Genomic DNA, 26,221 nt, shown 5'->3' with positions numbered 1-26,221 from the left:
CGGTTCATCAGGGGCTTCTCCTCGCCTGCCACACACCGGCAGCACCGAGCGCTGCGCTCCCAGGGGGATGACGTCGACGACTTCCGCACACCAAGCGGGCGTTGGAGGAATATCGTCTTCACGAGAAAACCGCGATCGAGGCCCGGTGGGTATCCCGCCGGTAGCGCGGACCCAATGCACGTTATGCAAGATCGTTTCGAGGACGGGGGCACGCCGTGGGGCGGACGCGCAACCTCAGGCTGGAAGCCGTGATCCACGAGCTGGGCCTGCCCCAGGAGCGCCTCGCCGCCAGATTCCGTGCTGTCGCAGCCGAGAACGGTGCCACCGAACTGGCCGCAACCAACCAGTCCTCGATCACCCGATGGATCGCCGGAACGCGCCCGAGCGGCCGCGCGCCGTCTATCTTGGCCGCGACGCTCTCGCAAGGCCTCGGCCGCACCGTGACCCTCGCCGACATCGGCCTCGCCGACATCGAGGACCGCGACCCGCGGCCGCCCCAGTGGAGCGCTGACACTCTGACGACCCTGGTGGACCTCGGGAGCACTGACTTGGACATGGATCGTCGGCGCGTACTGGCTGGCTCGGCATACTCCATCGCCGGCCTGGCCATTCCCACCACGGACTGGTGGAACAAGGCCTCCGACCGCGCGCGAGCCCGCACACCAGTCGCCACGCACACCGTCACCGTGCAGGACGTCGAGAGCGTCCGCGAGATGACCGCCTTCTTCTCCCGCCGCGACCAACAACGCGGCGGCCGCGGGGCCGGCCGCACCGCACTCGTCGCCTACCTGCGCACCGACGTCGCCCAGTACCTCGCCGGACGCTTCCCCTCGGAAGATGTCCGCCGCTCCATGACCTCGGCCGCCGGAGAGCTCGCCTACGTCGCCGGGTGGACCGCCTTCGACGCGGGAGAACACCCCCTTGCCCTGCACTGGTTCACCCTCGCCACACAACTTGCGGAAGAGGCCAGGGACGCCCCGCTGGCCGGCCACGTCCTTCGGGCCATGGCCCACCAGGCCGTAGACCTCAACCAGCCCTCCCAGGCCGTCCGCCTGTCCGCCGCATCCCTCGCCGACAACCGCTACGCGGACGCGAGCTGGCGCGAAAGGGCCCTCATCGGCGTCGTCCACGCCCGCGCCCTGGCCGCCGACAGGCGCCGCAAGGAAGCCGCGACAGCGCTCCTCCAGGCGGAGCGAGACCTCAGCCGAGCCCAGACCGGAGACGACGAACCCAGCCGCGTCTGGTTCTTCGGCGAAGCCTCCCTCGCCCACGAAACGGCCGCCGCACTGCGCGACCTCGGCGACCTCAAGGGCGCGGAAGCCGCATTCGAGCGCAGCGTCCGTACCCGCGCGCTCCCCTTCGCCCGCACCCACGCTGTGACCCTCGGATACCTCGGAGAAGTCCAGGCCCGCCAGGGGCACCTCGATGCGGCCATCACGACCTGGACCAAGGCCCTGGAGGCGATGGCCGGAATCCAGTCCGCCCGCACCCGCGACACCGTCACCCGCATGCGCAGCACTCTCTCCCCGATCAAGGGCCGCGGTGGCCGCACCGCACAAGAACTCGACCAGAGGGCCCGCGAGTTCCTCGCCCACGTAGTCTGACCCGGCCACGACAGCAGCAAGGTGCCGGAGCCGCGCTCCGGCCAGATGGATCGGGGGGACCTCGTGTCCGAGCAGACCTTTACCTACACGCCCGTCGCCACCATCATTGGCGGCCACACCACACCCCTGGACGACTACCAGGGCGGCACCGAGGCCGTCATTCGCCTCAACCCAGACTTCCCCGAAGAAGTCCTCCAGGGGATCGAGGAGTTCTCGCATCTGCAGGTCACATGGCCCTTCACCCTGGCCTCGCCCACCGACGTGGAACTCCACGCCCGCAGTCCCCGCGGGAACCCCCGCTGGCCGGCCACCGGCACATTCGTCCATCGCAACCACCGCAGGCCGGCGCAACTTGCGACGTCCTTCCCCCGCCTTCTTCGCGTGGACGGACTGGACTTGCACGTCACCGACCTCGATGCTGTCGACGGCACCCCTGTGATCGACCTCGCCCCTTACTTTCCGCAGATGGGCCCCCGCGGCACGGTTACGGTCCCGGCATGGCCCGGCGAGATGCTCGACCACTACTGGGACAACCACAACGACCGCCCCGAGTGAGTTGGAGGTGATGGCGCCCGGCGTGACGAGCAGCACCTTCGCGCCGCTCCCCAGTGGCGCGTCATCGAACTCATCACCACCGGCCGTGTCCGGCTCTTGGCCGGAGACCGTCGCGGCGCCACCGAACTCCTCGTGGGCGCCGTACGAGAAGCACGCGTCCAACGCCTCACGCACCAGCTCCAGTGCGCTTTGAGCGCCGCCGGCGACGCCCTCCCCGATGCCCGCGAATCTGCCGAACAGGGGTTGACCCAACTGCGCACCGAAATGGCCGCATAGAGACGTTGCCCTGAGGTGGCCTCGGGGTGTGCCGGTCGCACGGTTCGAAGGATCTCTCCTGCACATCGAACGACCCCTCCATTCCGTGGATTGGACCTCTGGGTGCCCATCAAGCTCAGGCGGGAGGTAAGAGTCGCTTCGTCCCGCATGGGCCTCAACCGGCGTAGCCGCCGGATCCGGCGCATGCGGGGGTGGATTCTGGGAATCCCACGGTTTCTCCGGCGCATCCCCCGGAGAATCGAGGGAACCCGAGGCGCTGCTGCGCGGCGTCCCTTGATCGGAGCCCACGTGACGACACCAGCGCCTCCCCACCGGCCAAGTTGTGCGCGCGCTATCCGTGTCCGCGAAGAGCAGGCCGGCCGGTCCCATCACGACATCGCCGGTCTGATCCACCAGCACTGCGGAGTCTCGCGTCTCCGGGCCTACCGCCTTGCCCTGGGCAAGACACTGGCCGTCGCTGGTCGAGAGGTCCGCGCCTTGGCTCTGAATCACGACCCCGAAGGGCCTCGAGTCGAAGGCGACCAGCTGAGCTCCTGGGAAACCGGTGGTCGAGAGCCACGAAGGGCCGTCGTCTCCGTGCTGTGCGTGTACTACAGCGCCACGCCACGCGCACTTGGTCTCTCCGGCGAGCCGCCGTCCGTCCGCCCCACCGAGGAGGCGCTGTTCCCAGTGCCTGCCGTTGCGAGCCCCTCGTCACTGGCAGACCGCGTTGATGCCGCACGACGGTCGACGAACTCGGCCCTCGCGGCGGGCACGGTCGCGGGCGGGCAAATTGACCTCCTGGACGAGCGACTCCTACTCCTCCGGAGGCAGTATCTGTACACGCCCCCAGAAGGCATGCTGACGCAGCTGCTGGAGGAGCTCGACGATGTCGAGGCACTGGTGCGAGAGCGGCAGACAACCTCCGTACACGTCCGCCTGACCGAGATGACGGCCCTCTTGGCCACGCTGATCGCCGACTCCCTCATGAAACTCGGCGACCTGCGCCGGAGTGGCGTCTGGTACGAGACCGCCCGATTCGCTGCGGAGGAGAGCGGCAACCTGGACCTACGCGCTCGCGTCCGGGCGCAGGCCGCGATGCTGCCGTACTACTACGGCCCCCTCGATACCGCCATCACGCTCGCCCGCGAGGCACGACTCCTCACCCGGGGCCGGCCGACCGCAACAGCAGCATTCGCCACGATGGCGGAGGCGAGGGCTCTGGCCCAGATCGGCGATAGCGGTCAAGCCGAGCTCCGGCTCCGAGAAGCGGCGACGATCTACGAACGCCTTGCCACCGGGGCGGATGACGATGCTTTCGCCTTCCCCCGGCGCCGGTATCTCCTCTATCTCAGCGGCACATACACCGCCCTGGGCCGAAGCTCGGCGGCGATGAAGACCCAGAGCGAAGCCATCGCCCTCTACCCGGTCACCACGGGGATTGATCCAGCCCTCCTGCGACTAGAGACAGCCATCTGCCTGGCCAGAGACCGCAGCGGGACCGAGGCCTGCCAGTTGGCCGCAGCCGTCTTTCTCCAGGTTCCAGAAGAGCACCGGACCCCCATCATCAGCGCGCGAGCACGCGGTGTCATCGAGAGTCTGCCAGGGCCGAACGGGAGGACGCGTGCGGCCATGGAGCTGCGTGAACTTCTGGCTAGTCCCGGCGGACCGAAGTGACAGCTGGGCCTATCGTCAGACAGATTGACCCTATGACTGCACTGCCGACAGCACCCGGCGGCTTCACCGAAGCGGACATGCGAAGCATCCTGCGCCAGGCTTGCACGACGGTCGGCCTGGACGCCGAGGGCGCCCATGTCCTCCGAGGGCACACCAATGCCGTCCTGCGCCTCTCCCGCCACCCCGTCGTTGCCAAGATCGCCCGAATCGGCACCCCGCCCGAAGCCGTCGAGCGTACGGTGCGGTTCACGCGCTGGCTGATGGACGCAGGGTTCCCCACAGTGCCTCTTCTCGAATGCGACCAGCCGGTCCTCGTCGACCGACAACACTCGGTGACGTTCTGGGACTACCTGCCCCAGTCGGGAGCCTCCGTGGCCGCGGAGCAACTGGCCAAACCGCTGCAGATGCTCCACACCCTCGACCAACCACCTTTCGCCCTACCAGAGCACGACAACGTCCGCGCTATCCGGCGATCCATCTCAGCCACCACGACGCTGCCGGCCTCCGATCTCCGATACCTGTCCTCCCGCGTTGATCAGCTTGAGGACGCGCTCGGCGGGGTCGTCTTCGAGTGCCAGCCGGGCGTCATCCAAGGGGACCCGCAGCACCGCAACGCCCTCCACGCGGCCGGCGGATCGGTGGTCCTGTGTGACTGGGACACGGCGGCGATCGGCCAACCCGAATGGGACCTCGTCACGGTCGAGGTTCACTCACGCCGATTCGGGTACGGCAAGCCGCACTACGACGAATTCGCCGGAGCGTACGGATTCGACGTGATGAAGTGGTCAGGTTACGAAACGCTCCGTGACCTCAGGGAACTCCGCATGATCACGACCAACGCACGAAAGAGTGGCCACACGCCCGGCAGCATCGACGAAGTCGAGCGACGAATCCGCGCCCTTAGGCGAGGTGAGGAGGACCTCGGGTGGAGGATCCTGTGACGGACCACGTACGTCCTGCGTGAGCCACCGAGCACCCCTAACCCGCGACGCCGACTCCGGCCCGGTTCACGGCGACTGCACGGCCGAGCGCGGGAGATGGGCTTGAATGGGCCCCCACCTGCTCTGGTGCCTACTTGGCTCGCATCCTGATCAAGGTGCGTGACCCTCACGTGCAGCGCGGTTACGTGGTGGCACCGTTGCGCCATTCCACCAGCAGGACCTGGGCTGCGTCGCCGTACGCACGGGCACGATCCCAAACCCTGTGCCGGTCTGTGTGCAGCTGGCGGGCTTTCTCCTCCTCGCCGGGACGGATGCGGATGCCGGCGGGCGCTCGTCGCCCGTCCGGTCCGACCATCCTCGTGATCTCGTACAGGGCCGACGAGCCTCGGACGTACTTGGCCAGACGGCTTGCGCGCAGTTCCTCTGCCTGGGTGGTAACGGCAGCGACAGCCGGGTGATCCAGGGGAATCCCCAACTCGAATTCCAGTGCGCCCTTGGGGATGCTTCGCCAGACGGCGCCGGGACGCAGGACTATGGCGACCCACCAGGATGGGGCCGATGAGCCAACGCGCCACGGTCGTTGGAGGTGCGCCGGCGGATGCCGATCCGATGCAGCCCGCCCTAGAAGGCGGGTGGAGGCCCGTAGGTAGGCCAGGTCAGCGGCCTGGCTATAGGCCCGAAGCGCCGAGTATGCGGCGATGTGGTCGCTACGGCCCTGTGACGTGCCCCCGATGGAGGCGAGCCCCTCGCGTGCCGCGGCCGCCCGCCCGTGCGCTGCTGCCGAAAGCTGGCCCAGCTTCTGCAGCTGGTGGAGTGACCGCTCCCACTTTCCCTCAGGGGTCCACATCAATGTTTCCTTCTCGGCGAAGAGGCCCGTTCGGCGTCGGATTCGCCCACGGCAGACGTAGAGATTGCCGAGAAGACTGGAACATTCGGCTGGTGGATGTCAACCTACAACACCCGTCGGAAGATCGGCGTGGATTCCGAGCCGGGCGGGGCGTCTAGCTCCGACCGCTCTCTGCCTCTTATGTCCACCTGGGGAGTCTCAGCTGTCTAACGTTGTCCATCTTGCATTTCGCTTGACTGCGCCGACCCTATTCGCCATCGGCGCTGGCTGTGCCGTATCTGGGCATTTCCGCGGTGACTACGCGGCCATCGCTCTATCGCTCTGTCTCTGCGTCTGTGCGTCTGCGCTGTTCGCCGAGGGCCTCATCCGGGAGGCGTACCGACGCGACCGAGCCCTCCTGGTCTATGTGGCGACGCATCCCGGTTCTACCCCCAATGAGTCTGCTCAGGTACTCGGAGGCACGGTGCGGCGCGCGACTCAGGACTTCGCCCGGCTCTCCCGCGATGAACTGCTGGTTCCGGTGAATGTGGATGCGGACCCCGCTCGTTGCTCCTATCGCTTGATCCTGCACGAGCGAGGCCAGGAGACCTGAGCAGCAGCGAGCATGGTCGCCCTGTCTCTACATAGCAGACGATCCCCGGTCAGCCAAACCGGCGATTCTCCAGACCATTGAAGGAGCTTGCACCGACTACTTGGCGGTGGGTGGTGCGGGTGTGTCAGTCAACCTTCTTGATGTTCGTACGCGACTGCGCTTGGCGGTGGGGTCATGGCGAACGGGGTTGCTCACCGACCTGCACCCTTTTTGTCCCCACAGAGAGAAACTCCATGCCCCAACCCATGCCTACGCGTTCGCTACACGCTCCTCTGGCCGAACCTGCTACCCCGAGCGCAGTGGATGCATCATTCCTCAGCGTAAAGGGGGCCGCGGCTTATCTTGGCCTCTCATCGCACACGCTCTATGTCTGGCGACATCGAAGGCAAGGTCCGCCCAGTTTTCGCATGGGCCCCCGCGGGCGCGTCATGTATCGGCGGGAAGCTCTGGACGCTTGGATCCATGAGCAAGAATGCGCAGACTCCCGCTCCAATCCTGCCTTGGACCCGTTGACCTCCCACCCGCTGCGACGAGCGAGCCTTAGGGCGTGACGCCTCGGGATGGTCGCGTGTTGTTTACTTCCTATTGAAAGAGATCTGGATTGGCCGGCTACATCGAGGACCGTTGGATCAAGAAGACGAAGGATCCCGTCACTGGGAGAAGGGAGAAGACCGCTCGCTACGGCAAGGGGAAGCGCTATAAGGTCGCTGGCATACCGGGGGTGCGTGACCGCTCCTTCGATGTGCTTGAGGACGCGAAGGCGTGGCTTCGACGCACAGCGACGGACGAGGAGCGTGGTGAGTTCGTTGACCCGCGGGATGGGTCCATCACGCTAGCCGACTACATTGCGACGCACTGGGCGCCGGGGCGAGGCGGCGCTCCCAAGACCCAGGACGGCCAAGAGCGTAGAACGCGTCTCCATATCGTTCCGCACCTGGGAGAAATCCCGCTCCGGAACATCGCCGCAACGGATCTAAGGGCGTTCATAACCACGCTGGGGTCTACGGTCTCCTCGATCGACTACCAACGCGGCATCCTCTCCGAGCTTTCCTCCATCCTGGAGGCAGCTGTCGACGACAAGCGTCTTGTGCGCAACCCTATGCGCGCGAAGTCTGTCCGGTGGCCCAAGTCGCCACGGGAGCGACGCGACGCGTGGCCGATGGCTACGGCACTTCGAGTCCGCGATGCCATCAACTCGCGGAACAGGATCGCCGTCGTAGTGGGCCTGGGTTGCGGGCTTCGTCAGGGCGAGGTCTTCGGGCTGAGCCCAGAGGATGTCGACTATGAACGCGGGGTGCTCCACGTCCGGCGGCAGGTGCAGGCGATTCACGGAAGGCTGTACTTCGCCCTACCGAAGGGGAAGAAGGTCCGCACCGTCGACATGCCCCGTGCGGTCGCGGAGGAGTTGAAGCGCCACATAGAGGCATGTCCGCCAGTCGTCGTGGAGCTTCCGTGGGGGAAGCCAGGCGGCCCGGAGAAGAAGGTCTCCTTGCTGCTTACCACGCGGTTTGGGAATGCCATCGCGGTGAACACCTGGAACACCTATACCTGGAAGCCCGCCTTGGCCAAGGCCGGCGTCATTCCGCCACGCGCCGCGGGAGCGAAATCCTGGCAGTGGGCAGCGGCCCCGAAAGACGGGTTCCACGTGCTTCGGCACACCTACGCCTCGATCATGTTGGAAGCGGGGGAGTCCGTCGTGACCCTGGCTCGGTGGCTTGGACACTCCTCGCCAGCGATCACCCTCGGTTACTATGCTCACTTCATGCCGGAAGCTGGAAGCAAGGGCCGCGGCACCCTCGACGGGCTCCTTGGGGAGCGGGGAGACACGTCCACCAGCCGAAACTCCCCAGATTCTCCCCAGCCCCTTTGACCGGTGCTTCCTAACCCACGCGCCCCAGAGAACTAGTCCGTTGATTGCAAGGCTGAGAAGATGGGTGGCCTGGGAAAGTGTTGCAAGAGGTCGTAGCGACCCGCTATGTCACTCCTTTGCGTGAGGGTGGCTCGCTGCCGGGGATCGTCGAGGCCGACGATCTCGGCACGTATGTCATGAAGTTCACCGGAGCCGGCCAGGGCCGCAAGACCCTGGTCGCCGAAGTCGTCTGCGGGCGCCTCGCCCAGCGCCTGGGCCTGCGGGTCCCGCGGCTGGTGCAGATGCAGCTGGACCCCGTCATCGGGCTCGCCGAGCCCGACCAGGAGGTCCAGGAGCTGCTCAAGGCCAGCGGCGGGCTCAACCTCGGCATGGACTACCTGCCCGGCTCGATCGGCTTCGACCCGCTCGCGTACCAGGCGGATCCGGCCGAGGCGGGCCGCGTGGTCTGGTTCGACGCCCTGATCAACAACGTCGACCGGTCCTGGCGCAACCCGAACATGCTGGTCTGGCACGGGGACCTGTGGCTCATCGACCACGGCGCCACCATGATCTGGCACCACAACTGGCCCACCGCCCGGGCCGCCGCCGCCAAGCCCTACAACGCCTCCGACCACGTCCTGGCCCCCGTGGGCCCCGACATCGGGGCGGCGGCCGCCGAGCTCGCCCCGCTGGTGACCGAGGAGCTGCTCACCGAGGTCACCGCGGACGTGCCCGACGAGTGGCTCGTCGACGAGCCCGGCTTCGACTCCACCGACGCGGTGCGCCGCGCCTACGTGGAGGCGCTGCTGCCGCGCGCCGCGACGATCCACGAGAGGATCACCATGGAGGCCGAGGTCAAGCAGCGGTCCGGCCCGCCGGGCTGGCTCGCCGAGCGCCTCGCCCCCCAGCCCGACAAGAACAAGCAGAAGAGCGGCGACGAGTGACCGAGCGGGACGTGTTCGAATACGCGCTGGTGCGCGTGGTGCCCCGGATGGAGCGCGGCGAGTGCTTCAACGCCGGCGTCATCGTCTACTGCCGGGCGCACGCGTACGTCGCCGCGCGCACCCACCTCGACGAGGCGAAGCTCCTCGCGCTGGACCCGGAGGCGGACGTGGCCGGCATCCGGGCCGCCCTGCGCGGCGTCGAGGGGCTGTGCGCGGGCGGCGAGAGCGCCGGGCAGGCGGCCGGGGACGACCCGGGCCGGCGGTTCCGCTGGCTGATCGCCCCCCGCAGCACGGTGGTGCAGCCCGGGCCGGTGCACACCGGGCTGACGGCCGACCCGGCGGCGGAGACGCGGCGGCTGTTCGACCTCCTGGTCCGCTGACCGGGCGGCCCTTTCCGAGGAGCCCCCGGGCGGTGCCCGGGGGCTCCGGCGCGCCACGGGCGGCATGCTGGCGTTGACACCCGGTGCCGGGGCTCCTAGCGTCTCCTCAGCTGAAGCTACTAAGCGGTTGCTCACCTCTGGGCGGCCGTTTCTCAAGGGCGAGGAGATCCAGCATGTCCACCACCGAGCAGCGCGTCGCGATCGTCACCGGGGCGGCCCGGGGCATCGGCGCCGCCACCGCCGTGCGTCTGGCCGCCGAGGGCCGCGCGGTCGCCGTACTCGACCTCGACGAGGCGGCCTGCAAGGACACCGTGGAGGCGATCACCTCCGCCGGCGGCAGGGCCGTGGCGGTCGGCTGCGACGTCTCCGACAGCGCCCAGGTGGAGGCGGCCGTCGAGCGGGTCGCGCAGGTGCTCGGCGCCCCCACCGTCCTGGTCAACAACGCCGGCGTGCTCCGGGACAACCTGCTCTTCAAGATGAGCGACACCGACTGGGACACGGTCATGAACGTGCACCTGCGGGGCGCGTTCCTGATGGCGCGGGCCTGTCAGAAGTACATGGTGGAGGCCAAGTTCGGCCGCATCGTGAACCTCTCCAGCAGCTCGGCGCTCGGCAACCGCGGCCAGGCCAACTACGCCGCCGCCAAGGCCGGGCTCCAGGGCTTCACCAAGACCCTGGCCATCGAGCTCGGCAAGTTCGGCGTCACCGCCAACGCCGTCGCCCCCGGCTTCATCGTGACCGAGATGACCGCCCAGACGGCCGCCCGCGTGGGCATGGGCTTCGAGGAGTTCCAGGCCGCCGCCGCCACCCAGATCCCGGTCCAGCGCGTCGGCCGCCCCGACGACATCGCCAACGCCATCGCCTTCTTCACCGGCGAGGCCGCGGGCTTCGTCTCCGGCCAGGTCATGTACGTGGCCGGCGGCCCGCTCAACTGACCCGATCACGAGAGGCAGGGCGTACGGCATGACGTACAACGGCATCGACAGCGGCAAGACCGCGCTGATCACCGGCGCGAGCCGGGGCATCGGCTACGGGATCGCCGAGGCGCTCGTGGCCCGGGGCGACCGGGTCTGCATCACCGGGCGCAACGAGGACGCGCTCAAGGAGGCCGTCGAGCGGCTCGGCGCGGACCGGGTGATCGGCGTGGCCGGGAAGGCGCACGACGAGGCCCACCAGGCCGTCGCCGTGGAGCGCGCGATGGAGGCCTTCGGCCGCGTCGACTTCCTGGTGAACAACGCCGGGACCAATCCGGTCTTCGGGCCGATGGCGGACCTCGACCTCGGGGTCGCGCGGAAGGTCTTCGAGACCAACGTGATCTCGGCCCTCGGCTTCGCCCAGCGGACCTGGCACGCCTGGCAGAAGGACAACGGCGGGGCGATCGTGAACATCGCCTCCATCGCCGGGGTGTCCGCCTCGCCCTTCATCGGGGCGTACGGGATGAGCAAGGCCGCGATGATCAATCTCACCCTCCAGCTCGCCCACGAGATGGCGCCCCGGGTGCGGGTGAACGCGATCGCTCCGGCCGTCGTCAAGACCAAGTTCGCGCAGGCGCTCTACGAGGGCCGCGAACAGGAGGCCGCGGCCGCGTACCCGCTGGGCCGGCTCGGGGTCCCCGAGGACATCGGCGGCGCGGCGGCATTCCTCACATCTGCACAAGCGGAATGGGTAACCGGACAAACTCTTGTCGTCGACGGGGGAATGTTCCTCAATGCCGGAGTGCACTGACCGATAACCGGACGCATTTGCCTCCCTAAGGGAGGCAAATGCGTGTCGAATATGCACGAAATCGGTCAAGTGCCTCACGAAACCTGCCCATTGGATTTGTGACGCACTGAGGTAGGGTCTGCCGCACCCCTGGCTGATCGAGGAGCGTGCACGTGTTCAACCGGACCAGATGCCTGCAGATCACTGCGGCCCTTGCGTCCATATCCCTGCTCGCCGGATGCGGTCTGTTCTCCGACGACAGCGGCGACAAGGCGAAGAGGATCGTCGTCGGCACGACGAGCGCCCCGAGCACCCTCGATCCGGCCGACGCCTGGGACGGCTCCTGGGAGCTGTACCGGAATGTCTACCAGACCCTGCTGGCGTTCCCCACGGGCAGCACCAAGCCCCAGCCGGACGCCGCCCAGAGCTGCGACTTCACGGACACGGCGAACCAGGCGTACCGGTGCACCCTGCGCAAGGGCCTGAAGTTCTCCGACGGGGAACCGCTCGACTCCAAGGCCGTCAAGCACTCCCTGGACCGCATCCGCACCATCAACTCCAAGGTCGGCCCCAAGGACCTCTTCGGCTCCCTCGACAAGATCGAGACCCCGGACGCGCTGACCGTCGTCTTCCACCTGAAGACCGCCGACGCCACCTTCCCCTTCGTCCTCGGCTCGCCCGCCGCCTCCCTGGTCGCGCCCAAGGACTACCCGGCCGACAAGGTGCGCGGCGACGGCAAGGTCACCGGCTCCGGCCCCTACGTCCTGACCTCGTACAAGGCCGGATCCGAAGCGGTCCTGGGGGGCAACGGCACCTACCAGGGCTTCGCCAACCGCCGCAACGACGGCGTGACCATCCGGTACTTCAAGAAGTCCGACGCGATGGTCGAGGCCCTGAAGTCCAAGGAGATCGACGCGACCTACCGAGGCCTCTCGGCCCCGGAGATCAAGGACCTGCAGAGCCCCGCCTCGCACAACGCGGGCGTCCAGGTCGTCGAGAACGTCGGCGCCGAGATCCGCTACCTGGTCTTCAACCCCCAGGACCCGCAGGTCGCCAAGCTCCCGGTGCGCCAGGCCATCGCCCAGGTCATCGACCGGGGCGCCCTCGTCTCGAAGGTCTACCAGGGCACCGCCGAGCCGCTGTACTCGATGGTCCCCAAGGGGGTCGTCGGCCACAAGACGCCCTTCTTCGACCTGTACGGCAACGCCGACGTCAAGAAGGCCCAGAAGATCCTGACGACCGCCGGGATCACGGGGAAGGTGGACCTCACCCTCTGGTACACCACGGACCGCTACGGCGGCTCCACGGCGGACGAGTTCACCGAGCTCAAGCGGCAGCTGGACGAGAGCGGCCTCTTCAACGTCACGCTGCGCAACAAGCCCTGGGTCGAATTCCAGGTCGGCTACAAGAACGGCCAGTACCCCATCTTCGGCCGCGGCTGGTTCCCCGACTTCCCGGACCCGGACAACTTCATCGCGCCGTTCGTCGGCAAGGAGAACGCGGTCGGAACCCCGTACGAGCCCGCCGAGATCCTGAACGACCTGCTCCCCAGGTCCCGCCGCGAGGGCGACCGGTCCGCGGGCGTCAGGGAGTTCGAGCAGGCGCAGCAGATCTTCGCCCAGGACGTGCGGCTGCTGCCGCTGTGGCAGGGCAAGCTCTACGTCGGCGCGCGCGAGGACATCGCCGGCGCCGAGCGGGCCCTGGACCCGCAGACCGCCATGCAGATGTGGGAGCTGTACCGCAAGACCAGCTGGTGACGGCCGCGGGCGCGGACCGGGTCGCGGCGTTGTCAGTGGCCCCCGGTAGGTTCTGAGCAGTTGCACGAACTTGTACCGGAGGTTGTCGACGTGACCCAGATGCTGCCCGAGTCCTGGCTCCCCGTTCTCGGCGGGGAGCTGGACCAGCCCTACTTCAGGGAACTCACCGAGTTCGTCGAGAAGGAAAGGGCGAACGGGCCGGTCTACCCGCCCCGCGAGCAGGTCTTCGCGGCCCTGGAGGCCACGCCGTTCGACAAGGTCAAGGTGCTGGTCCTCGGCCAGGACCCGTACCACGGCGCCGGCCAGGGGCACGGCCTGTGCTTCTCCGTGCTGCCCGGCGTCAGGACCCCGCCCTCGCTGCGCAACATCTACAAGGAGATGAAGGAGGAGCTCGGCCTGCCGGTCCCCGACAACGGGTACCTGATGCCGTGGGCCGAGCAGGGCGTCCTGCTGCTCAACGCCGTCCTCACCGTCCGCGAGGCCGAGCCCAACTCGCACAAGGCCAAGGGCTGGGAGAAGTTCACCGACGCCGTGATCCGCGCGGTGTCCGAGCGCCCCGACCCGGTCGTCTTCGTGCTCTGGGGCGCCTACGCCCAGAAGAAGATCCCGCTGATCGACGAGGAGCGCCACGTCGTCGTCAAGGGCGCCCACCCCTCGCCGCTGTCGGCGAAGAAGTTCTTCGGCTCCCACCCCTTCACCCAGATCAACGAGGCCGTCGCCGCCCAGGGCCATGAGCCGATCGACTGGCGGATCCCGGACCTGGGCTGACGCCACACCGCGCCTCGGCGCCAGAGCCGGTGCCGCCGGTTAGCTTCTTGATGATCGGACCGGAGCAGGTCCGGCGGAGCGAGCCGGAGGCCGCGTTGACGGAGCAGCAGGAGGCGTCGGAGGACGCCGTCATGACCAGGATCGGCCAGGCGGTCATCCTGCTGCACGCCGGCGACCGCGAGGAAGCCCGCAACCGCCTCGGCGAGATCTGGTCCGAGATCGCCGCCGAGGGGGACTCCCTCCACCGCTGCACCCTCGCGCACTACATGGCCGACGCCCAGGACGACCCCGCCGACGAACTGGCCTGGGACCTGCGGGCCCTGACCGCCGCCGACGGGCTGGGGGAGGGGCCGCGCGAGGCCGTACGCGGCTTCTACCCCTCGCTCCACCTCAGCCTCGCCGCCGACTACGTCAAGCTCCGCCGCCCCGAGGCGGCCCGGGTGCACCTCGCGCGCGCCCGGGCGGCCACCGCCACGCTGGCCGACGACGGGTACGGGAACGGGGTGCGGGCCGCCATCGCCCGCCTGGAACGGCGCCTCGCGGCGGAACCGGGCCCGGGGCCCCGGCCGTTCCCCGAGCAGTCGCCCTAGCGGCGGCCGGGGCTCCGGTCAGCCGTCGTGGACGCCCGCGCAGATGCGGGCCTCCGGGCTGTCCGGGTGCCAGCGGCCGTGCCGCCGGCCCAGGGCGCAGACGTCGGCCGGGCGGACCGGCAGCTCCCGCATCAGCTCGCGCGGCACCCGCACGTCCTTGCGTACGGCGTCCTCACGGTCGTGCCGGTGCCCGTGCGGCTGCCGGGCGGGCTCCTGGGGCTCCGGGATGTCGGGGACCGGAGGAACGGCTTCCAGCGCCTGCGAGGGCGTACCGGGGGTGGTGCGCGCCGTACCCCGGGCGGCGGCCGTCGGGGCCGAGGGCCGCGCGGCCTCCCCCGGCACGGCCCCCAGCGCCTCCAGCGCCGGCGCCTGGACGACCACCGGCAGCGCCCCCGGCCCCCCGCGCGGCGCGTACTGGGGCGGCAGTCCGGCCGAGGGGGCCGTCGCCGGCCGCCCCGGCCCGGGGGCCACGTTCACGCAGCCGGAGACGGCCGAGACGGCACAGGCGGCCCCGAGGAGCAGTTTCGTAGAGGTTCGGGTTGGATGCACCCGCGCAACTCTGCTGTGCGAGGACCCCGTTGTGAAAACCCTCGGCCGATATTCACCCCGCACGGGTGACGGCGAGGGGATGTCCGGCCGACAGCGGCTACTCGCCCGTGACGCCGTCGATGTGCTCGCGCAGCAGGTCCGCGTGACCGTTGTGGCGCGCGTACTCCTCGATCATGTGGGTGTAGATCCAGCGCAGGCTGAAGACCTCGCCGCGGTGGTGGCTCGCGGCGTCCGACACCGCGTCGAGGGAGCGGCCCCCGGCCGCCTGCCGTGCCAGCTCGACCTCCGTCTGCCACACCCGCTCGGAGGAGGCCCAGGTGTCGGCGTCGGTGAACTGGAAGTCCCCGTCGCGGTTCTCGCGGGTGCTGTACAGCTCGGGCAGGTCCTCGCCCAGCGCTATCTCCCGGAACCAGTACCGCTCCACCTCCGCCATGTGCCGTACGAGGCCCATCAGGCTCAGCCCGGACGGCTTGAGCGGGGTGAGGCGCAGCTGCTCCTCGGTCAGTCCGGAGCACTTCCAGGCGAGGGTGGAGCGGTGGTAGTCGAGCCAGCCGTCCAGCATGTCCCGCTCGTCGGCGGTGGTCGAAGGTTCGGTGCGGTGTGATCCGTCGGAAGTCATGGCCGTCATCCTGGTCGAACGCGCCCCCTCCCACCAGGGATTAAGCTGCCCGTGTCCCATTCGGCCCATATCAGGAGGCACCCGGTGAAGGTCGGCGTCATCGGACTCGGCGACATCGCCCAGAAGGCGTACCTGCCCGTCCTCACCACGCGTCCCGGCGTGGAACTGCACCTGCAGACGCGCACTCCGGCCACGCTGGAGCGGATCGGCGAGCTCCACCACATCCCGCGCGAGCGCCGCCACACCTCGCTGGACGCGCTGCTCGACCGGGGCCTCGACGCCGCCTTCGTGCACGCGCCGACCGCCGCCCACCCCGAGATCGTGGAGCGGCTGCTGGAAGCGGGCGTGCCCACGTACGTGGACAAGCCGCTGGCCTACGAGTTCGCGGACTCGCGGCGCCTGGTGGAGCTGGCCGAAGAGCGCGGGGTCTCCCTCTGCGTCGGCTTCAACCGCCGTCACGCGCCCGGCTACGTCCAGTGCGCCGACCACCCGCGCGAGCTGATCATCCTGCAGAAGAACCGGGTCGGGCTCCCCGAGGACCCGCGGACCCTGGTCCTCGACGACTTCATCCACGTCGTCGACACCCTGCGCTTCCTGCTGCCCGGAGAGGCCGACCACATCGACGTACGGGCCGTGGTGCGCGAGGGGCTGATGCACCAGGTGGTGCTCCAGATGTCCGGCGACGGTTTCACCGCCCTCGGCGTCATGAACCGGCTCTCCGGATCCACCGAGGAGGTCCTGGAGGTGTCCGGACAGGACTCCAAGCGCCAGGTCGTCAACCTCGCCGAGATCATCGACCACAAGGGCCAGCCGACGCTGCGGCGGCGCGGGGACTGGGTGTCCGTGGCCCGCCAGCGCGGCATCGAGCAGGTCGTGGACACCTTTCTGGAGGCCGTCGACGCGGGCAAGGTGCTCAGCGCGCGGGACGCGCTGCTCACCCACGAGCTGTGCGAGCGGGTGGTGCTGACGGCTCTGGAGCAGGCCTCCCGAGCCTGACCGCCCGCGTGCCCCGGGCGGCGCAGTACGCCGCGACCGCTGCCACCGAGGCGCCGCCCGGCCAGTTCCCGAAGCGGACGAAGAGGGTGGTGCCCCGGGCGAGCGGCACCTCGTACACGGCCGCCGTGCTCGCCTCGGTGGACAGGGCCGGGCCGATCCGCTCGCCCGACGGTCCGTAGACCGCGCTGACCCCGGTGAGCGTGGCGTGCACGGCCGGGCGGCCGTTCTCGGCGGCGCGCAGGGCCGCCAGCGAGGCGTGCTGGGCCGGGGCCCAGCTGTGCTGGAACGTGGAGGTCGAGGACTGGGCGACCAGGACGGCCGCCCCCTGCCGGGTCAGCTCCCGGCTCATGTCGGGGAAGGCCGATTCGAAGCACACCAGCGGGCCGAGCCGGGTGCCGCCGGGCAGCTCCATCACCACCGGGGCGGCGCCGCGCATCCGGTCCTCGCCGGCCGCCCTGCCCACCGAGGTCGCCCACCCCAGCAGCGCGCGGGCCGGCACGTACTCGCCGAAAGGGACCAGCCGCATCTTGTCGTACCGGTCGCCGGTGGGGCCCCGCGGGCCGATCAGGACGGAACTCTTGTATATCCCGGGCCGGTCCGAGCGCCGGGCGTCCACGTTGACCAGCAGCGGGGCGCCCGTACGCGCCGACAGGGCGGCCAGCCGCCGCGACAGGTCGGGCCGCGCCGCCAGGTCCACGCCGACGCTGCTCTCGCCCCACACCACCAGGTCCACGGGCCGCCCCACCAGCGACAGGGTCAGCCGCTCCCCGGCGTCGAACCGCCGCTGCGGGCCGTCACCCGCGCCCGGGCCGTCGGCCACCGGGCCCGGCTGGACGACGGCCACCCGCAGCACGCCCGAGGCTTCCGGGTGCGGCAGCCACAGCCACACCGCCCCCGTCAGCACCGCGCAGCCCGCCACGGCGGCCACCGCCGGGACCCGCGCCCCCGGCGCCGCGACCAGCAGCACCAGCGCGCAGTTCACCGCCACCACCAGCAGGCTCACCAGCCACACCCCGCCCACCGAAGCGAGCCGCAGCGCCGGCGGCACCTGCCACTGACTGGCCCCGAGCAGCCCCCACGGCCCGCCCAGCCCCTGCCAGGACCGGGCCAGCTCCGACAGCAGCCACCCCGCCGGTACGAGGACCAGCGCGGCCGCCGCCCGGCCCGCGGACGGCGCCCCGCCGAGCAGTTCCCGTACCAGCAGCGCCCAGGGGATCCACAGCAGCCCCAGCAGCGCGGCCACCGGTATCAGGAACACGTGCAGGCTCGGCAGCAGCCAGTGGTGCACCGCCACGATGAAGCCCGCACCGCCGAGCCAGCCCTCCAGGGCCGCCCGCCGCCCGGTGGGGGCGGAGCGCAGCAGCAGCATCCAGGGCACGAGGGCCACGTACGCGAACCACCACAGCGCCGGGGCGGGGAAGGCGAGGCAGGGCAGCGCCCCGGCGGCCACCGCGGCCGCCGCACGCCACCACCGGGTCCGCTTCGTGACCATGACGCGCCTCCGCTTCCAGTGTGGGACCCGGTGCCCGGCTCTTCACGCCGAGACGTGCCGCCACTTCTCGTGCACGGTGACCCCGGTCAGGCGCCAGCCGTCGGGGGTGCGGGCCAGCGCGAAGGCGTAGCGGCCGGCGGCGACGAAGTTGGGGGAGGTGACCGTGGCGTCGGAGTCCTCGCCCGCCAGCCGCATCGGGTTGAGGAAGTCCGCCCGGACCCGCGCGGTGTCCCCGGGGGAACCGCCCTGGTCCTCCAGCCGGACCAGGCGGTTGACGATCAGGTGCTGGCGCACGGGGAACAGCGTCATGGTCCGCTCCAGCCAGTCCGCGACCTCCGCGGCCGGGCCCTCGACCCCGCCGGCCGAGGTGTAGTCGGCCCGGCCGGCGGGGGTGAACAGGGCGCGGTAGGCGGCCCAGTCGCCGTCGTCGACGGCCGCCGCGTACCCCGAGACCACCTCGTCGATGGCGAGTCGGTCCATTACCGTCGCGAGGTCCACACGCTGCGTCATCGGGTCAGTGTGGGGCTGATGGGCCGCCAGGCCAAGGGGCGTGCGGCCACCGGATCCGGTACCGGCCGTCAGCGGCCGGAATGCGCCTCCCGCTGCCGGACCACCACCAGGAAGGCGTCACTGGCCAGGTCCATCACCACCTCCGCCGCCACGCCCTCGCGCAGACGCTGCGCGGCGTACTCCTCCGCGGGCCAGCTTCCCCTCGGACTTCCGGCCGGAAAACGTTCCAGTACCACGCGGATCATGGGACACGCACCCCCTGCAGCTCTTCCTTGCTCCAGGCACAACGACGCGGAGGCCGCCCGGGAACGTTCCCGAGCGGCCTCCGGTTCACGCGAAGCGGTGAGCCGTGGGCCCGCTACGAGCCCGACTCGCCGGCGTGGGGGCTGAGCACCCCGGCGCTGATCAGCGCGAACAGCACGATGCCGAGCAGGATCCGGTAGATCACGAAGGGCATGAAGCTCTTGGTGGAAATGAACTTCATGAACCAGGCGATGACGGCGTAGCCGACGAAGAAGGCGATGACCGTCGCGAAGATCGTCGGACCCCAGGTGATGTGACCGGGGGTCTCGATCACGTCCTTGATCTCGAAGGCGCCCGAGGCCAGTACGGCCGGGATCGCGAGGAGGAAGGAGTAGCGGGCCGCGGCCTCGCGGGTGAAGCCCAGCAGCAGACCGCCGGAGATCGTCGCGCCGGAGCGGGAGACGCCCGGGATCAGGGCCATGGCCTGGCAGGCGCCGAAGATCAGACCGTCCTTGACGCCCAGTTCCTTCAGCGTCTTGCGCTGGTGCACCACCCGGTGGCGGCCGCCCTCCTCGTCGCGCGAGGCCTGCCAGTCGGCGAAACCGAGGATCAGGCCCATCACGATCAGGGTGGTGGCGGTCAGCCGCAGGTCACGGGCGGGACCCTCGATCTGGTCCTTGAACAGCAGACCCAGCACACCGATCGGGAGCGAGCCGACGATGACCAGCCAGCCCATCTTGGCGTCCTGCTCGGAGCGCAGCGCCTTGGTGTACAGCGAGCGGAACCAGGTGGAGATGATCCGCGCGATGTCCTTGCGGAAGTAGATGAGGACGGCGGCCTCGGTGCCGATCTGCGTGATGGCGGTGAAGGCCGCGCCGGGGTCGTGCCAGCCGGCGAACGCCGCGGTCAGCCGCAGGTGGGCACTGGAGGAGATCGGGAGGAACTCCGTAAGCCCCTGGACGAGACCGAGGATTAGGGATTCGAACCAGCTCATGTCGGGGTGCGCTCGTCCTTGTGATCGTCGGGCAGTTCGGGTCCGATGCTAGGGCCCGTGGGGAGCGGCCTCGACCACAGGGGGGTGGACTGCGCGCAACCCGGGCGCCGGGCGGTCCGCGGCGGCGGGCGCCAGCCGGTGGCGCCTCCGCCAGGCGACGGCTCCGGCGAGCACTGCGGAGAGCGCGATGAAGCCGGACGAGACGAGGAACGCGGGCGATCCGGGGGAGGCCGCGCTGGACCCGGCGATCACGTACGCGGCGGTGTTGGGGACCGTCCCGAGCGCCGTCGCGAGGAGGAAGGGCAGCCAGCCGCAACGGGAGACCGCCGCCAGGTAGTTGGCCGCCGCGAACGGCACCCCGGGGAAGATCCGCACCGCGAGCACCGACCGGAAACCGTGCCGGCTCAGCTGCTCGTCGCCCGCCCGCAGCCAGCGCCCGCGCAGGTACGGGCGCAGTGCCTCCTGGCCCAGCGCCCGCCCGAGTCCGAAGGCGATCCCGGCCCCGAGCACCGTCCCGCCGATCGCCGCCACCAGCCCGAACGGGGCGCCGAACACCGCCCCCGCGGCCAGGTTCAGCAAGGGCCGCGGCACGAACGCCGCCGTGCACAGCCCGTACGCACCCGCGAACAGCAACACCCCCGCGCCGAGCGGCAGCGCCGGGGGCCAGCCCTGCGACAGCAGCCGCTGGGGCTCGTAGAGGACGACGCACGCCCCGGCCGCGACCAGCAGCACGACGAGCAGCGACAGCCGGGTCCGCGGCGCGAGGAGGAGGGACATTCCGGGAGACTAACCGAGATGTCCGACGCCCCGCCGTAAGCCGGACCTCATGCGGCCGAACACCCGGTGACCCCGCGGCATCCCGCACAGGTGGATCCGCACCCGCCGCGGCGTCAACTCTCCCGGGCCGTGACGAAGGACACGCCGCGCCCCCCGGAGACGGACCGCGCGGCGCTCGCACTGCGCTGCCGGGGCCTCGCGGAGCGTGAGCATCCGGACTTCCCCGAACGGGCTTGGGGCGCAAGGAAATCCATTCGACGGGGACGGTCCCGTCCGGCAGGATCTGGGGCATGTCCCGGTACGCCTTCCCCGCAGCGCCGTCCGCAGTCGCGGACGCGCCGAAGGCTGCCGTCCTCTCCGTCCCCGCAGCGGCCTTCCCCGCAGCGGGCTTCCTCGCGGAAGCCTTCGCGGCGGCACCCTTCGCCGCGTTCGACGGCGCACGAAGCTGACCCTTCCCGGATCGTCCGGCGGACCCCGCAGGGGGAGGGTCGGCTCGCTCCAGGGGTCCCGTCCACGCTTCGAGCAACGGGAAAGACATCATGGCCAAGACGGCCTTCACCCGCACCAAGCCGCACCTCAACATCGGCACCATGGGTCACGTCGACCACGGCAAGACCACCCTCACCGCCGCCATCACCAAGGTCCTCGCCGAGCGCGGCGGCGCCTCCTACGTCCCGTTCGAGCGCATCGACCGGGCCCCCGAGGAGGCCAAGCGCGGCATCACCATCAACCTCACGCACGTCGAGTACGAGACCGACACCCGGCACTACGCCCACGTCGACATGCCCGGCCACGCCGACTACATCAAGAACATGGTCACCGGCGCCGCCCAACTGGACGGGGCGATCCTCGTCGTCTCCGCCCTCGACGGGGTCATGCCGCAGACCGCCGAGCACGTGCTCCTCGCCCGGCAGGTCGGGGTCGACCACATCGTCGTCGCCCTCAACAAGGCCGACGCCGGGGACTCCGAGCTGACCGACCTCGTCGAGCTGGAGGTCCGCGAGCTGCTCACCGCGCACGGCTACGGCGGTGACACCGCGCCCGTCGTACGGGTCTCCGGGCTCGGGGCGCTGCAGGGCGACCCGAAGTGGACCGGGGCCGTCCTGGCGCTGCTGGACGCGGTGGACACCTACGTGCCGATGCCGGTGCGCTACACCGACGCGCCGTTCCTGCTGCCCGTGGAGAACGTCCTCACCATCACCGGCCGCGGCACCGTCGTCACCGGCGCCGTCGAGCGCGGCACCGTACGCATGGGCGACCGGGTGAGCGTGCTCGGCGGCGACGGCGAGCCCGCCCTGACGGTGGTGACCGGGCTGGAGACCTTCGGGAAGCCGATGGAGTCCGCCGAGGCGGGGGACAACGTCGCGCTGCTGCTGCGCGGGGTGCCGCGTGACGGGGTGCGCCGCGGGCACGTGGTCGCCGCGCCCGGCAGCGTGGTGCCCAGCCGGCGCTTCACGGCGCAGGTGTACGTGCTCTCCGCCCGGGAGGGCGGGCGCAGCACGGCCCTCTCCTCCGGGTACCGGCCGCAGTTCTACATCCGCACCGCCGACGTCGTCGGCGACGTGGACCTGGGCGGGGCCGCGGTGGCCCGGCCCGGGGAGACGGTCACCATGACCGTCGAACTGGGGCGGGACGTCCCGCTGGAGGCGGGCCTCGGCTTCGCGATCCGCGAGGGCGGCCGCACCGTCGGCGCGGGCACGGTGACCCGGGTCGGATGACCCCAGCTGTGGTGACGGCGGCGGCTCTGCGTCAGACTGCCGTCACCACAGCGGGCGGACGGGCGAAGGGCGGCGGAGATGGGCGGCGACACGGCACTGGTGCTCGGCGGCGGAGGACTGACCGGCATCGGCTGGGAGACCGGGATCCTCTACGGGCTCGCCCGCGCCGGAGTCGACCTGACCGGCGCCGACCTCGTGATCGGCACCTCCGCCGGCTCGGTGGTCGGCGCCCAGCTGACCTCCGGGCTGCTCACCCCGCGGGAGCTGTACGAGCGCCAGCTCGGCGACGCCACCGGGGAGGCCATGGCGCGGATCGGCGCGGGAACCGTGGCCCGGTACGCCCTGGCCATCGCCCGCTCCCGCGACGCCGAGGCCTACCGCAGGCGGGTCGGCGCGATGGCGCTCGCCGCCCGCACCCAGGACGAGGCGGAGCGGCGCGCGGTGCTGGAGGCCCGGCTCCTGTCGCGGGAGTGGCCCGAGCGGCGCCTCGTCGTCACCGCCGTCGACGCGCTGAGCGGGGAGCCGGCCGCCTTCGACCGGGAGGGCCCCGCCACCCTGGTGGAGGCCGTCTCGGCCAGCTGCGCCGTGCCCGGGGTGTGGCCGCCGGTGACCGTCGCCGGACGCCGCTTCATCGACGGGGGCGTCCGCTCCGCCACCAACGCCGACCTCGCCGCCGGATACCGGCGCGTGGTCATCCTCGCCCCGCTGGCGCTCGGCTCCGGCAAGATCCCCTCGCCCTCCGCGCAGGCCGCCCGGCTGCGCGCGGACGGCGCGCGGGTGCTGCTGATCACCCCGTCGGCCGAGGCCCGCAGGGCGTTCGGGCGCAACGTCCTGGACCCCGCCCGCCGGGACCCGGCCGCGCGCGCCGGACTGGCCCAGGCCGCCGCCCACGTCACCGGGGCCCGGGAGGTCTGGGAGGGGCCGGAGGCGGCCTGACAATGGTGGGGTGAGCGACGAACAGATCCCGGTGATCCGGGAAGTGGGCCAGGGCACCGCCAAGCTGATGCCGGACGTGGACGCGGAGCGAGCCTGGCTGCTCACCGTCAACGGGGCCCCGCAGTCGTACGTGGACCTCGACGACCCCGAGCACCTGGAGTTCGAGTACGTACGCCGCCTCGCGCACGTGCTGGACTGCGCGGCGGAGCCGGGGGCCGCGCTGGACCTGCTGCACCTGGGCGGCGGCGCGCTGACCCTGCCCCGCTACGCGGCCGCGACCCGGCGCGGGTCCCGGCAGACGGTGGTGGAGTTCGACGCGGGGCTCGTGGACCTGGTCGCCGAGCACCTGCCGCTGGCCGCCGGGGCGGAGGTGGCCGTGCACGCCGCCGACGCGCGGGCCTGGCTGGGCTCCGCTCCGGCGCGGAGCGCGGACGTGATCGTCGCCGACGTCTTCGGGGGCTCGCGGGTGCCGGCCCAGCTGACCTCGGTGGAGTACGCGAGGGAGGCCGCGCGGGTGCTGAGGCCCGGCGGGCTGTACGCGGCGAACCTGGCGGACGGGGCGCCGTTCGGCTTCCTGCGGGCCCAGCTGGCGAATTTCGGGGCCGTCTTCGGGGAGCTGGCGCTGATCGCGGAGCCCGGTGTGCTGCGGGGGCGGCGCTTCGGCAACGCGGTGCTGCTGGCCTCGGACGCCGCCCTGCCGGTGGCCGCGCTGGCCCGGCGGTGCGCCGGAGACGCGTTCCCCGCCCGGGTGGAGTCGGGGGACGCGCTGACCCGGTTCGTGCGCGGCGCCCGTACGGTGGCGGACGCCGACGCCGTGGCCTCGCCGGAGCCGCCCGAAGGGGCGTTCAGCCTGGGGTGAGCCGACCCGGGGTCAGGCGGTGGCGCCGGTCGGGGCCGCTTCCGGTGCCGCGGTGGGGAGGGCGGGGTGCTTCGGGGGCGGGGGCTTGCGGGTCATGCGGCGGACGTCCGGGACGAACAGCACCGCCGCCGTACCGGCCACCACCAGCGCCGCGCAGCCCCACAGGGCCGTGGTCCGGCCGAAGGCGGTCTCGGCCGGGCCGGCCAGCGCGGTGGCGAGCGGGAGCATGGACACCGAGCCGAACCAGTCGTAGGCGGAGACCCGGGAGAACTTCTCCTCCGGGATCTCCTGGTGCATCGTGGTCATCCAGTTCACGCCGAACACCTCGATGGCGGCGCCGCTGACGAACATCACCGCGCACAGCCCCCACACGGGCAGCGGTACGGCCAGCCCCGCCGAGGGCAGCGCCAGCGGGAACACGCACAGGGTGCCGACCAGCAGCAGCCGGCGCGGCTTCCACACCATCATCAGCAGGGCCCCGGCGATGGTGCCCGCGCCGAAGAAGGCCAGGGCCATGCCCCAGGGGGCGGGCCCGCCCAGCCGGTCGCGGGCGACGAGGGGACCGTAGACCGCCTCGGCCGCGCCGACGACGGCGACGACCACGGAGAACTGGAGCACGATGCTCCACAGCCAGGGCCGGGTGCGCACCTCGTCCCAGCCCTCGCGCAGGTCGGCCAGCAGGCCCCCGCCCGGAGCCCGTTCGGCGACGTGGCCGACGTCCAGGAAGGCGCGCAGGGCACCGGCGAGCGCGAAGGCGGCCGCGTCCACGGCCAGTACCCAGCCCGGGCCGATCGCCGCGATCATCGCCCCGCCCAGGGCGGCGCCGCCGATGCCCGCGCCGTTCACGGCCAGCCGGAAGAGGGCGAAGGCGCGGTTGGAGTGCTCGCCGGAGACGCTGGAGAGGAGCATCCCCTCGGCGGCCGGGTTGAAGAAGGCCGTCCCGGTGCCGCAGAGCGCGGTGAGCAGCATCATCTGCCACAGCTGGGGGTGCCCGGTGAGCACGAGGACCGCGAAGGCGGCCTGCGAGACGCAGTTGAGGGCGTTGGCGGCGACCATCACCCGGTGCCGCGGCAGCCGGTCGGCGAGCGCGCCGCCCACGAGCAGGAAGAGGACGAGGGGCAGCGTACGGGCGGCCGCGACCAGGCCGACGTCCCCGCCGGAACCGCCCGCCTCCAGCACGGCGAAGGCGGCCGCGATGAGTGCTCCGTGGCTGCCGAGGTTGGTGATGACGGCGGCGCCGGTGAGCAGGGTGTAGTTGCGGCCGGCCCATGCGGGGCGGCGGCGGGGCGCGGGCGCGCCGGAGGGGGAGGCGGTGGGGGGAGGACTCACTCCCGGACTATCCCCCGCCCCGGGCCGGGACTCCAAACCGATTTACGGCCGGAGGTCCGGCCCGGTGCCCGGGCCGCGGGGAATCAGTTCGCGGTGAGCCGGATGGAGCTGAGGACCTTGTCGTAGACGTCGGCCTGGACCTCGTCCTTCACGCCCGCGGGGCCGACCAGCACGAAGCTGGCGAAGTCACCGGCCGCGTTCTTGAAGCCGAAGCCGACCGCCTTGCCGTCGGTGGAGCACTTGTGCTCCTTCTTCACGTTCGGCGCGGTGGCGACCACCATGTGGCCCTTGAGCCCGGAGGAGGTCGTGTACTCCTTGGGGTCGGTCACCTTGACCGTTCCCTTGGGTTCCTTCTGGGCGTAGCCCGCCCACACCCAGGAGCCGGTGTTGTCGGTCGCGACCTGGGCCGTGTCCTTGGCGCCCTGGGCGCCCTTGATGCCGGTGTAGGCGAGCGCGAAGTTCTCCGTGCTGCCGTTCTTGTCCGTGTCGACCGTGCACCACTCCCGCTTGAGGGTGGAGGTCCCGGACATGGTGATGGCGGGCGAACCGTCCTTCTTGGCCTCGTCTTCGAAGTAGATGACCGAGCCGGTGTCGGGGACGTTCCAGTCGGCGGGCACGTCGTAGGCGGCCCCGTACTTCGTGTTGACGACCACCTTCCAGCCCGGGATCACCGGCTGGGGCGCGCCACCGGAGCGCGGGTTGCCCGAAGGGGCGCTGGGGGAGGGCAGCACCGGAG

At 70.9% G+C, this 26,221-nt stretch carries 26 protein-coding genes and 1 pseudogene; 18 read left to right on the top strand and 9 right to left on the bottom strand.

All coding sequences use genetic code 11. The features are described 5' to 3' along the window. The first annotated feature begins 248 nt into the window (after positions 1-248). From ACFV0Q_RS01410 to ACFV0Q_RS01350, 13 genes are all read left to right on the top strand, one after another. Complete coding sequence (locus ACFV0Q_RS01410; RefSeq protein ID WP_384998647.1) at positions 249-1,604, top strand: Tat pathway signal protein; 1,356 nt, start codon at positions 249-251, stop codon at positions 1,602-1,604. Positions 1,605-1,667: 63 nt separating this feature from the next. After that, a complete protein-coding gene (locus ACFV0Q_RS01405; RefSeq protein WP_384998644.1) occupies positions 1,668-2,159 on the top strand; it encodes a TrmO family methyltransferase in 492 nt (163 codons plus the stop codon). Positions 2,160-3,272: 1,113 nt separating this feature from the next. After that, on the top strand, positions 3,273-4,091 hold the full coding sequence (locus ACFV0Q_RS01400; protein ID WP_327167678.1) for an XRE family transcriptional regulator: 819 nt from the start codon (positions 3,273-3,275) through the stop codon (positions 4,089-4,091). A gap of 32 nt (positions 4,092-4,123) precedes the next feature. Further along, positions 4,124-5,032 (top strand): phosphotransferase family protein, encoded by a 909-nt coding sequence (locus ACFV0Q_RS01395; RefSeq protein WP_384998641.1) that lies wholly within the window; start codon positions 4,124-4,126, stop codon positions 5,030-5,032. 1,579 nt (positions 5,033-6,611) lie between these two features. After that, complete coding sequence (locus ACFV0Q_RS01390; RefSeq protein ID WP_384998638.1) at positions 6,612-7,022, top strand: helix-turn-helix transcriptional regulator; 411 nt, start codon at positions 6,612-6,614, stop codon at positions 7,020-7,022. Positions 7,023-7,213: 191 nt separating this feature from the next. After that, entirely contained in the window at positions 7,214-8,341 is a 1,128-nt protein-coding gene (locus tag ACFV0Q_RS01385) for a tyrosine-type recombinase/integrase (protein WP_384998907.1), read from the top strand. 77 nt (positions 8,342-8,418) lie between these two features. Continuing rightward, a complete protein-coding gene (locus ACFV0Q_RS01380) occupies positions 8,419-9,264 on the top strand; it encodes a HipA family kinase (RefSeq protein WP_384998635.1) in 846 nt (281 codons plus the stop codon). After that, entirely contained in the window at positions 9,261-9,644 is a 384-nt protein-coding gene (locus ACFV0Q_RS01375) for a DUF3037 domain-containing protein (RefSeq protein WP_384998632.1), read from the top strand. Before ACFV0Q_RS01380 ends, ACFV0Q_RS01375 begins: the two co-directional genes overlap by 4 nt. Positions 9,645-9,817: 173 nt before the next feature. Then, complete coding sequence (gene fabG, locus ACFV0Q_RS01370; RefSeq protein WP_384998629.1) at positions 9,818-10,579, top strand: 3-oxoacyl-ACP reductase FabG; 762 nt, start codon at positions 9,818-9,820, stop codon at positions 10,577-10,579. A gap of 28 nt (positions 10,580-10,607) precedes the next feature. Continuing rightward, positions 10,608-11,369, top strand: a complete 762-nt coding sequence (locus ACFV0Q_RS01365; RefSeq protein WP_384998626.1) for an SDR family oxidoreductase — start codon at positions 10,608-10,610, stop codon at positions 11,367-11,369. A gap of 152 nt (positions 11,370-11,521) precedes the next feature. Then, complete coding sequence (locus ACFV0Q_RS01360; RefSeq protein ID WP_384998623.1) at positions 11,522-13,105, top strand: ABC transporter substrate-binding protein; 1,584 nt, start codon at positions 11,522-11,524, stop codon at positions 13,103-13,105. 99 nt (positions 13,106-13,204) lie between these two features. Beyond that, a complete protein-coding gene (gene ung, locus ACFV0Q_RS01355; RefSeq protein ID WP_384998904.1) occupies positions 13,205-13,873 on the top strand; it encodes a uracil-DNA glycosylase in 669 nt (222 codons plus the stop codon). 50 nt (positions 13,874-13,923) lie between these two features. After that, positions 13,924-14,463, top strand: coding sequence for a hypothetical protein (locus ACFV0Q_RS01350; protein ID WP_384998620.1), 540 nt, complete (start codon positions 13,924-13,926; stop codon positions 14,461-14,463). 18 nt (positions 14,464-14,481) lie between these two features. Here the strand turns inward: ACFV0Q_RS01350 and ACFV0Q_RS01345 are convergent, their stop codons facing one another. Further along, positions 14,482-15,012, bottom strand: a complete 531-nt coding sequence (locus ACFV0Q_RS01345; RefSeq protein ID WP_384998617.1) for a hypothetical protein — start codon at positions 15,010-15,012, stop codon at positions 14,482-14,484. Between the two features lie 97 nt (positions 15,013-15,109). Then, entirely contained in the window at positions 15,110-15,631 is a 522-nt protein-coding gene (locus ACFV0Q_RS01340; protein ID WP_384998613.1) for a DinB family protein, read from the bottom strand. 84 nt (positions 15,632-15,715) lie between these two features. Between ACFV0Q_RS01340 and ACFV0Q_RS01335 the strand changes: the two genes are divergently transcribed. Then, the gene (locus ACFV0Q_RS01335) at positions 15,716-16,627 is read left to right on the top strand and encodes a Gfo/Idh/MocA family protein (RefSeq protein ID WP_384998610.1); all 912 of its coding nucleotides are present in this window, start codon (positions 15,716-15,718) and stop codon (positions 16,625-16,627) included. Here ACFV0Q_RS01335 and lnt read toward each other — a convergent pair. The 5 genes from lnt to ACFV0Q_RS01310 form a co-directional block, all read right to left on the bottom strand. Beyond that, positions 16,566-18,119, bottom strand: coding sequence for an apolipoprotein N-acyltransferase (gene lnt, locus ACFV0Q_RS01330; RefSeq protein WP_384998607.1), 1,554 nt, complete (start codon positions 18,117-18,119; stop codon positions 16,566-16,568). The two genes, ACFV0Q_RS01335 and lnt, sit on opposite strands and share 62 nt — an antisense overlap. 42 nt (positions 18,120-18,161) lie before the next feature. Then, entirely contained in the window at positions 18,162-18,629 is a 468-nt protein-coding gene (locus ACFV0Q_RS01325) for a nuclear transport factor 2 family protein (protein ID WP_384998604.1), read from the bottom strand. Between the two features lie 68 nt (positions 18,630-18,697). Further along, positions 18,698-18,874 carry a hypothetical protein gene (locus ACFV0Q_RS01320; RefSeq protein WP_384998601.1) on the bottom strand — a complete coding sequence of 59 codons (177 nt, stop codon included), beginning with the start codon at positions 18,872-18,874 and terminating at the stop codon, positions 18,698-18,700. Between the two features lie 113 nt (positions 18,875-18,987). After that, entirely contained in the window at positions 18,988-19,866 is an 879-nt protein-coding gene (locus ACFV0Q_RS01315) for an undecaprenyl-diphosphate phosphatase (RefSeq protein ID WP_384998598.1), read from the bottom strand. A gap of 48 nt (positions 19,867-19,914) precedes the next feature. Beyond that, positions 19,915-20,643, bottom strand: coding sequence for a TVP38/TMEM64 family protein (locus ACFV0Q_RS01310; protein WP_384998595.1), 729 nt, complete (start codon positions 20,641-20,643; stop codon positions 19,915-19,917). Between the two features lie 290 nt (positions 20,644-20,933). Between ACFV0Q_RS01310 and ACFV0Q_RS01305 the strand changes: the two genes are divergently transcribed. The 4 genes from ACFV0Q_RS01305 (at position 20,934) to ACFV0Q_RS01290 (ending at position 24,156) form a co-directional block, all read left to right on the top strand. After that, positions 20,934-21,092: a hypothetical protein gene (locus ACFV0Q_RS01305; RefSeq protein WP_384998592.1), complete on the top strand. Its 159-nt coding sequence runs from the start codon at positions 20,934-20,936 to the stop codon at positions 21,090-21,092. Positions 21,093-21,182: 90 nt separating this feature from the next. Further along, positions 21,183-22,361 carry an elongation factor Tu gene (gene tuf, locus ACFV0Q_RS01300; protein ID WP_384998589.1) on the top strand — a complete coding sequence of 393 codons (1,179 nt, stop codon included), beginning with the start codon at positions 21,183-21,185 and terminating at the stop codon, positions 22,359-22,361. 78 nt (positions 22,362-22,439) lie between these two features. Then, entirely contained in the window at positions 22,440-23,297 is an 858-nt protein-coding gene (locus ACFV0Q_RS01295) for a patatin-like phospholipase family protein (RefSeq protein ID WP_384998586.1), read from the top strand. Between the two features lie 67 nt (positions 23,298-23,364). Continuing rightward, positions 23,365-24,156 carry a spermidine synthase gene (locus tag ACFV0Q_RS01290; protein WP_384998901.1) on the top strand — a complete coding sequence of 264 codons (792 nt, stop codon included), beginning with the start codon at positions 23,365-23,367 and terminating at the stop codon, positions 24,154-24,156. A 12-nt stretch (positions 24,157-24,168) separates the two neighbouring features. On the opposite strand, the gene ACFV0Q_RS01285 is transcribed toward ACFV0Q_RS01290, so the two are convergent. Both ACFV0Q_RS01285 and ACFV0Q_RS01280 read right to left on the bottom strand, forming a co-directional pair. Further along, entirely contained in the window at positions 24,169-25,485 is a 1,317-nt protein-coding gene (locus tag ACFV0Q_RS01285; RefSeq protein ID WP_384998583.1) for an MFS transporter, read from the bottom strand. An 83-nt stretch (positions 25,486-25,568) separates the two neighbouring features. Next, positions 25,569-26,221: pseudogene (locus ACFV0Q_RS01280) on the bottom strand (hypothetical protein); the annotation flags it as partial.

The sequence above is a fragment of the Streptomyces sp. NPDC059564 genome (genome assembly GCF_042735575.1).
Lineage (GTDB): Bacteria > Actinomycetota > Actinomycetes > Streptomycetales > Streptomycetaceae > Streptomyces.
Note: the sequence above shows the minus strand (reverse complement) of the source record. Positions and strands in the feature narration are given on the sequence as shown.

What these genes read in the sequence shown, in the direction of transcription:
- ACFV0Q_RS01400 (WP_327167678.1), top strand. Translation starts at nt 3,273, where the DNA reads ATGCTGACGCAGCTGCTGGAGGAGCTCGACGATGTCGAGGCACTGGTG.
- ACFV0Q_RS01395 (WP_384998641.1), top strand. Translation starts at nt 4,124, where the DNA reads ATGACTGCACTGCCGACAGCACCCGGCGGCTTCACCGAAGCGGACATG.
- ACFV0Q_RS01390 (WP_384998638.1), top strand. Translation starts at nt 6,612, where the DNA reads ATGTTCGTACGCGACTGCGCTTGGCGGTGGGGTCATGGCGAACGGGGT.
- fabG (WP_384998629.1), top strand. Translation starts at nt 9,818, where the DNA reads ATGTCCACCACCGAGCAGCGCGTCGCGATCGTCACCGGGGCGGCCCGG.
- ACFV0Q_RS01365 (WP_384998626.1), top strand. Translation starts at nt 10,608, where the DNA reads ATGACGTACAACGGCATCGACAGCGGCAAGACCGCGCTGATCACCGGC.
- ung (WP_384998904.1), top strand. Translation starts at nt 13,205, where the DNA reads ATGCTGCCCGAGTCCTGGCTCCCCGTTCTCGGCGGGGAGCTGGACCAG.
- ACFV0Q_RS01350 (WP_384998620.1), top strand. Translation starts at nt 13,924, where the DNA reads ATGATCGGACCGGAGCAGGTCCGGCGGAGCGAGCCGGAGGCCGCGTTG.
- ACFV0Q_RS01340 (WP_384998613.1), bottom strand. Translation starts at nt 15,631, where the DNA reads ATGACTTCCGACGGATCACACCGCACCGAACCTTCGACCACCGCCGAC.
- lnt (WP_384998607.1), bottom strand. Translation starts at nt 18,119, where the DNA reads ATGGTCACGAAGCGGACCCGGTGGTGGCGTGCGGCGGCCGCGGTGGCC.
- ACFV0Q_RS01325 (WP_384998604.1), bottom strand. Translation starts at nt 18,629, where the DNA reads ATGACGCAGCGTGTGGACCTCGCGACGGTAATGGACCGACTCGCCATC.
- ACFV0Q_RS01320 (WP_384998601.1), bottom strand. Translation starts at nt 18,874, where the DNA reads ATGATCCGCGTGGTACTGGAACGTTTTCCGGCCGGAAGTCCGAGGGGA.
- ACFV0Q_RS01315 (WP_384998598.1), bottom strand. Translation starts at nt 19,866, where the DNA reads ATGAGCTGGTTCGAATCCCTAATCCTCGGTCTCGTCCAGGGGCTTACG.
- ACFV0Q_RS01310 (WP_384998595.1), bottom strand. Translation starts at nt 20,643, where the DNA reads ATGTCCCTCCTCCTCGCGCCGCGGACCCGGCTGTCGCTGCTCGTCGTG.
- ACFV0Q_RS01305 (WP_384998592.1), top strand. Translation starts at nt 20,934, where the DNA reads ATGTCCCGGTACGCCTTCCCCGCAGCGCCGTCCGCAGTCGCGGACGCG.
- tuf (WP_384998589.1), top strand. Translation starts at nt 21,183, where the DNA reads ATGGCCAAGACGGCCTTCACCCGCACCAAGCCGCACCTCAACATCGGC.
- ACFV0Q_RS01295 (WP_384998586.1), top strand. Translation starts at nt 22,440, where the DNA reads ATGGGCGGCGACACGGCACTGGTGCTCGGCGGCGGAGGACTGACCGGC.
- ACFV0Q_RS01290 (WP_384998901.1), top strand. Translation starts at nt 23,365, where the DNA reads ATGCCGGACGTGGACGCGGAGCGAGCCTGGCTGCTCACCGTCAACGGG.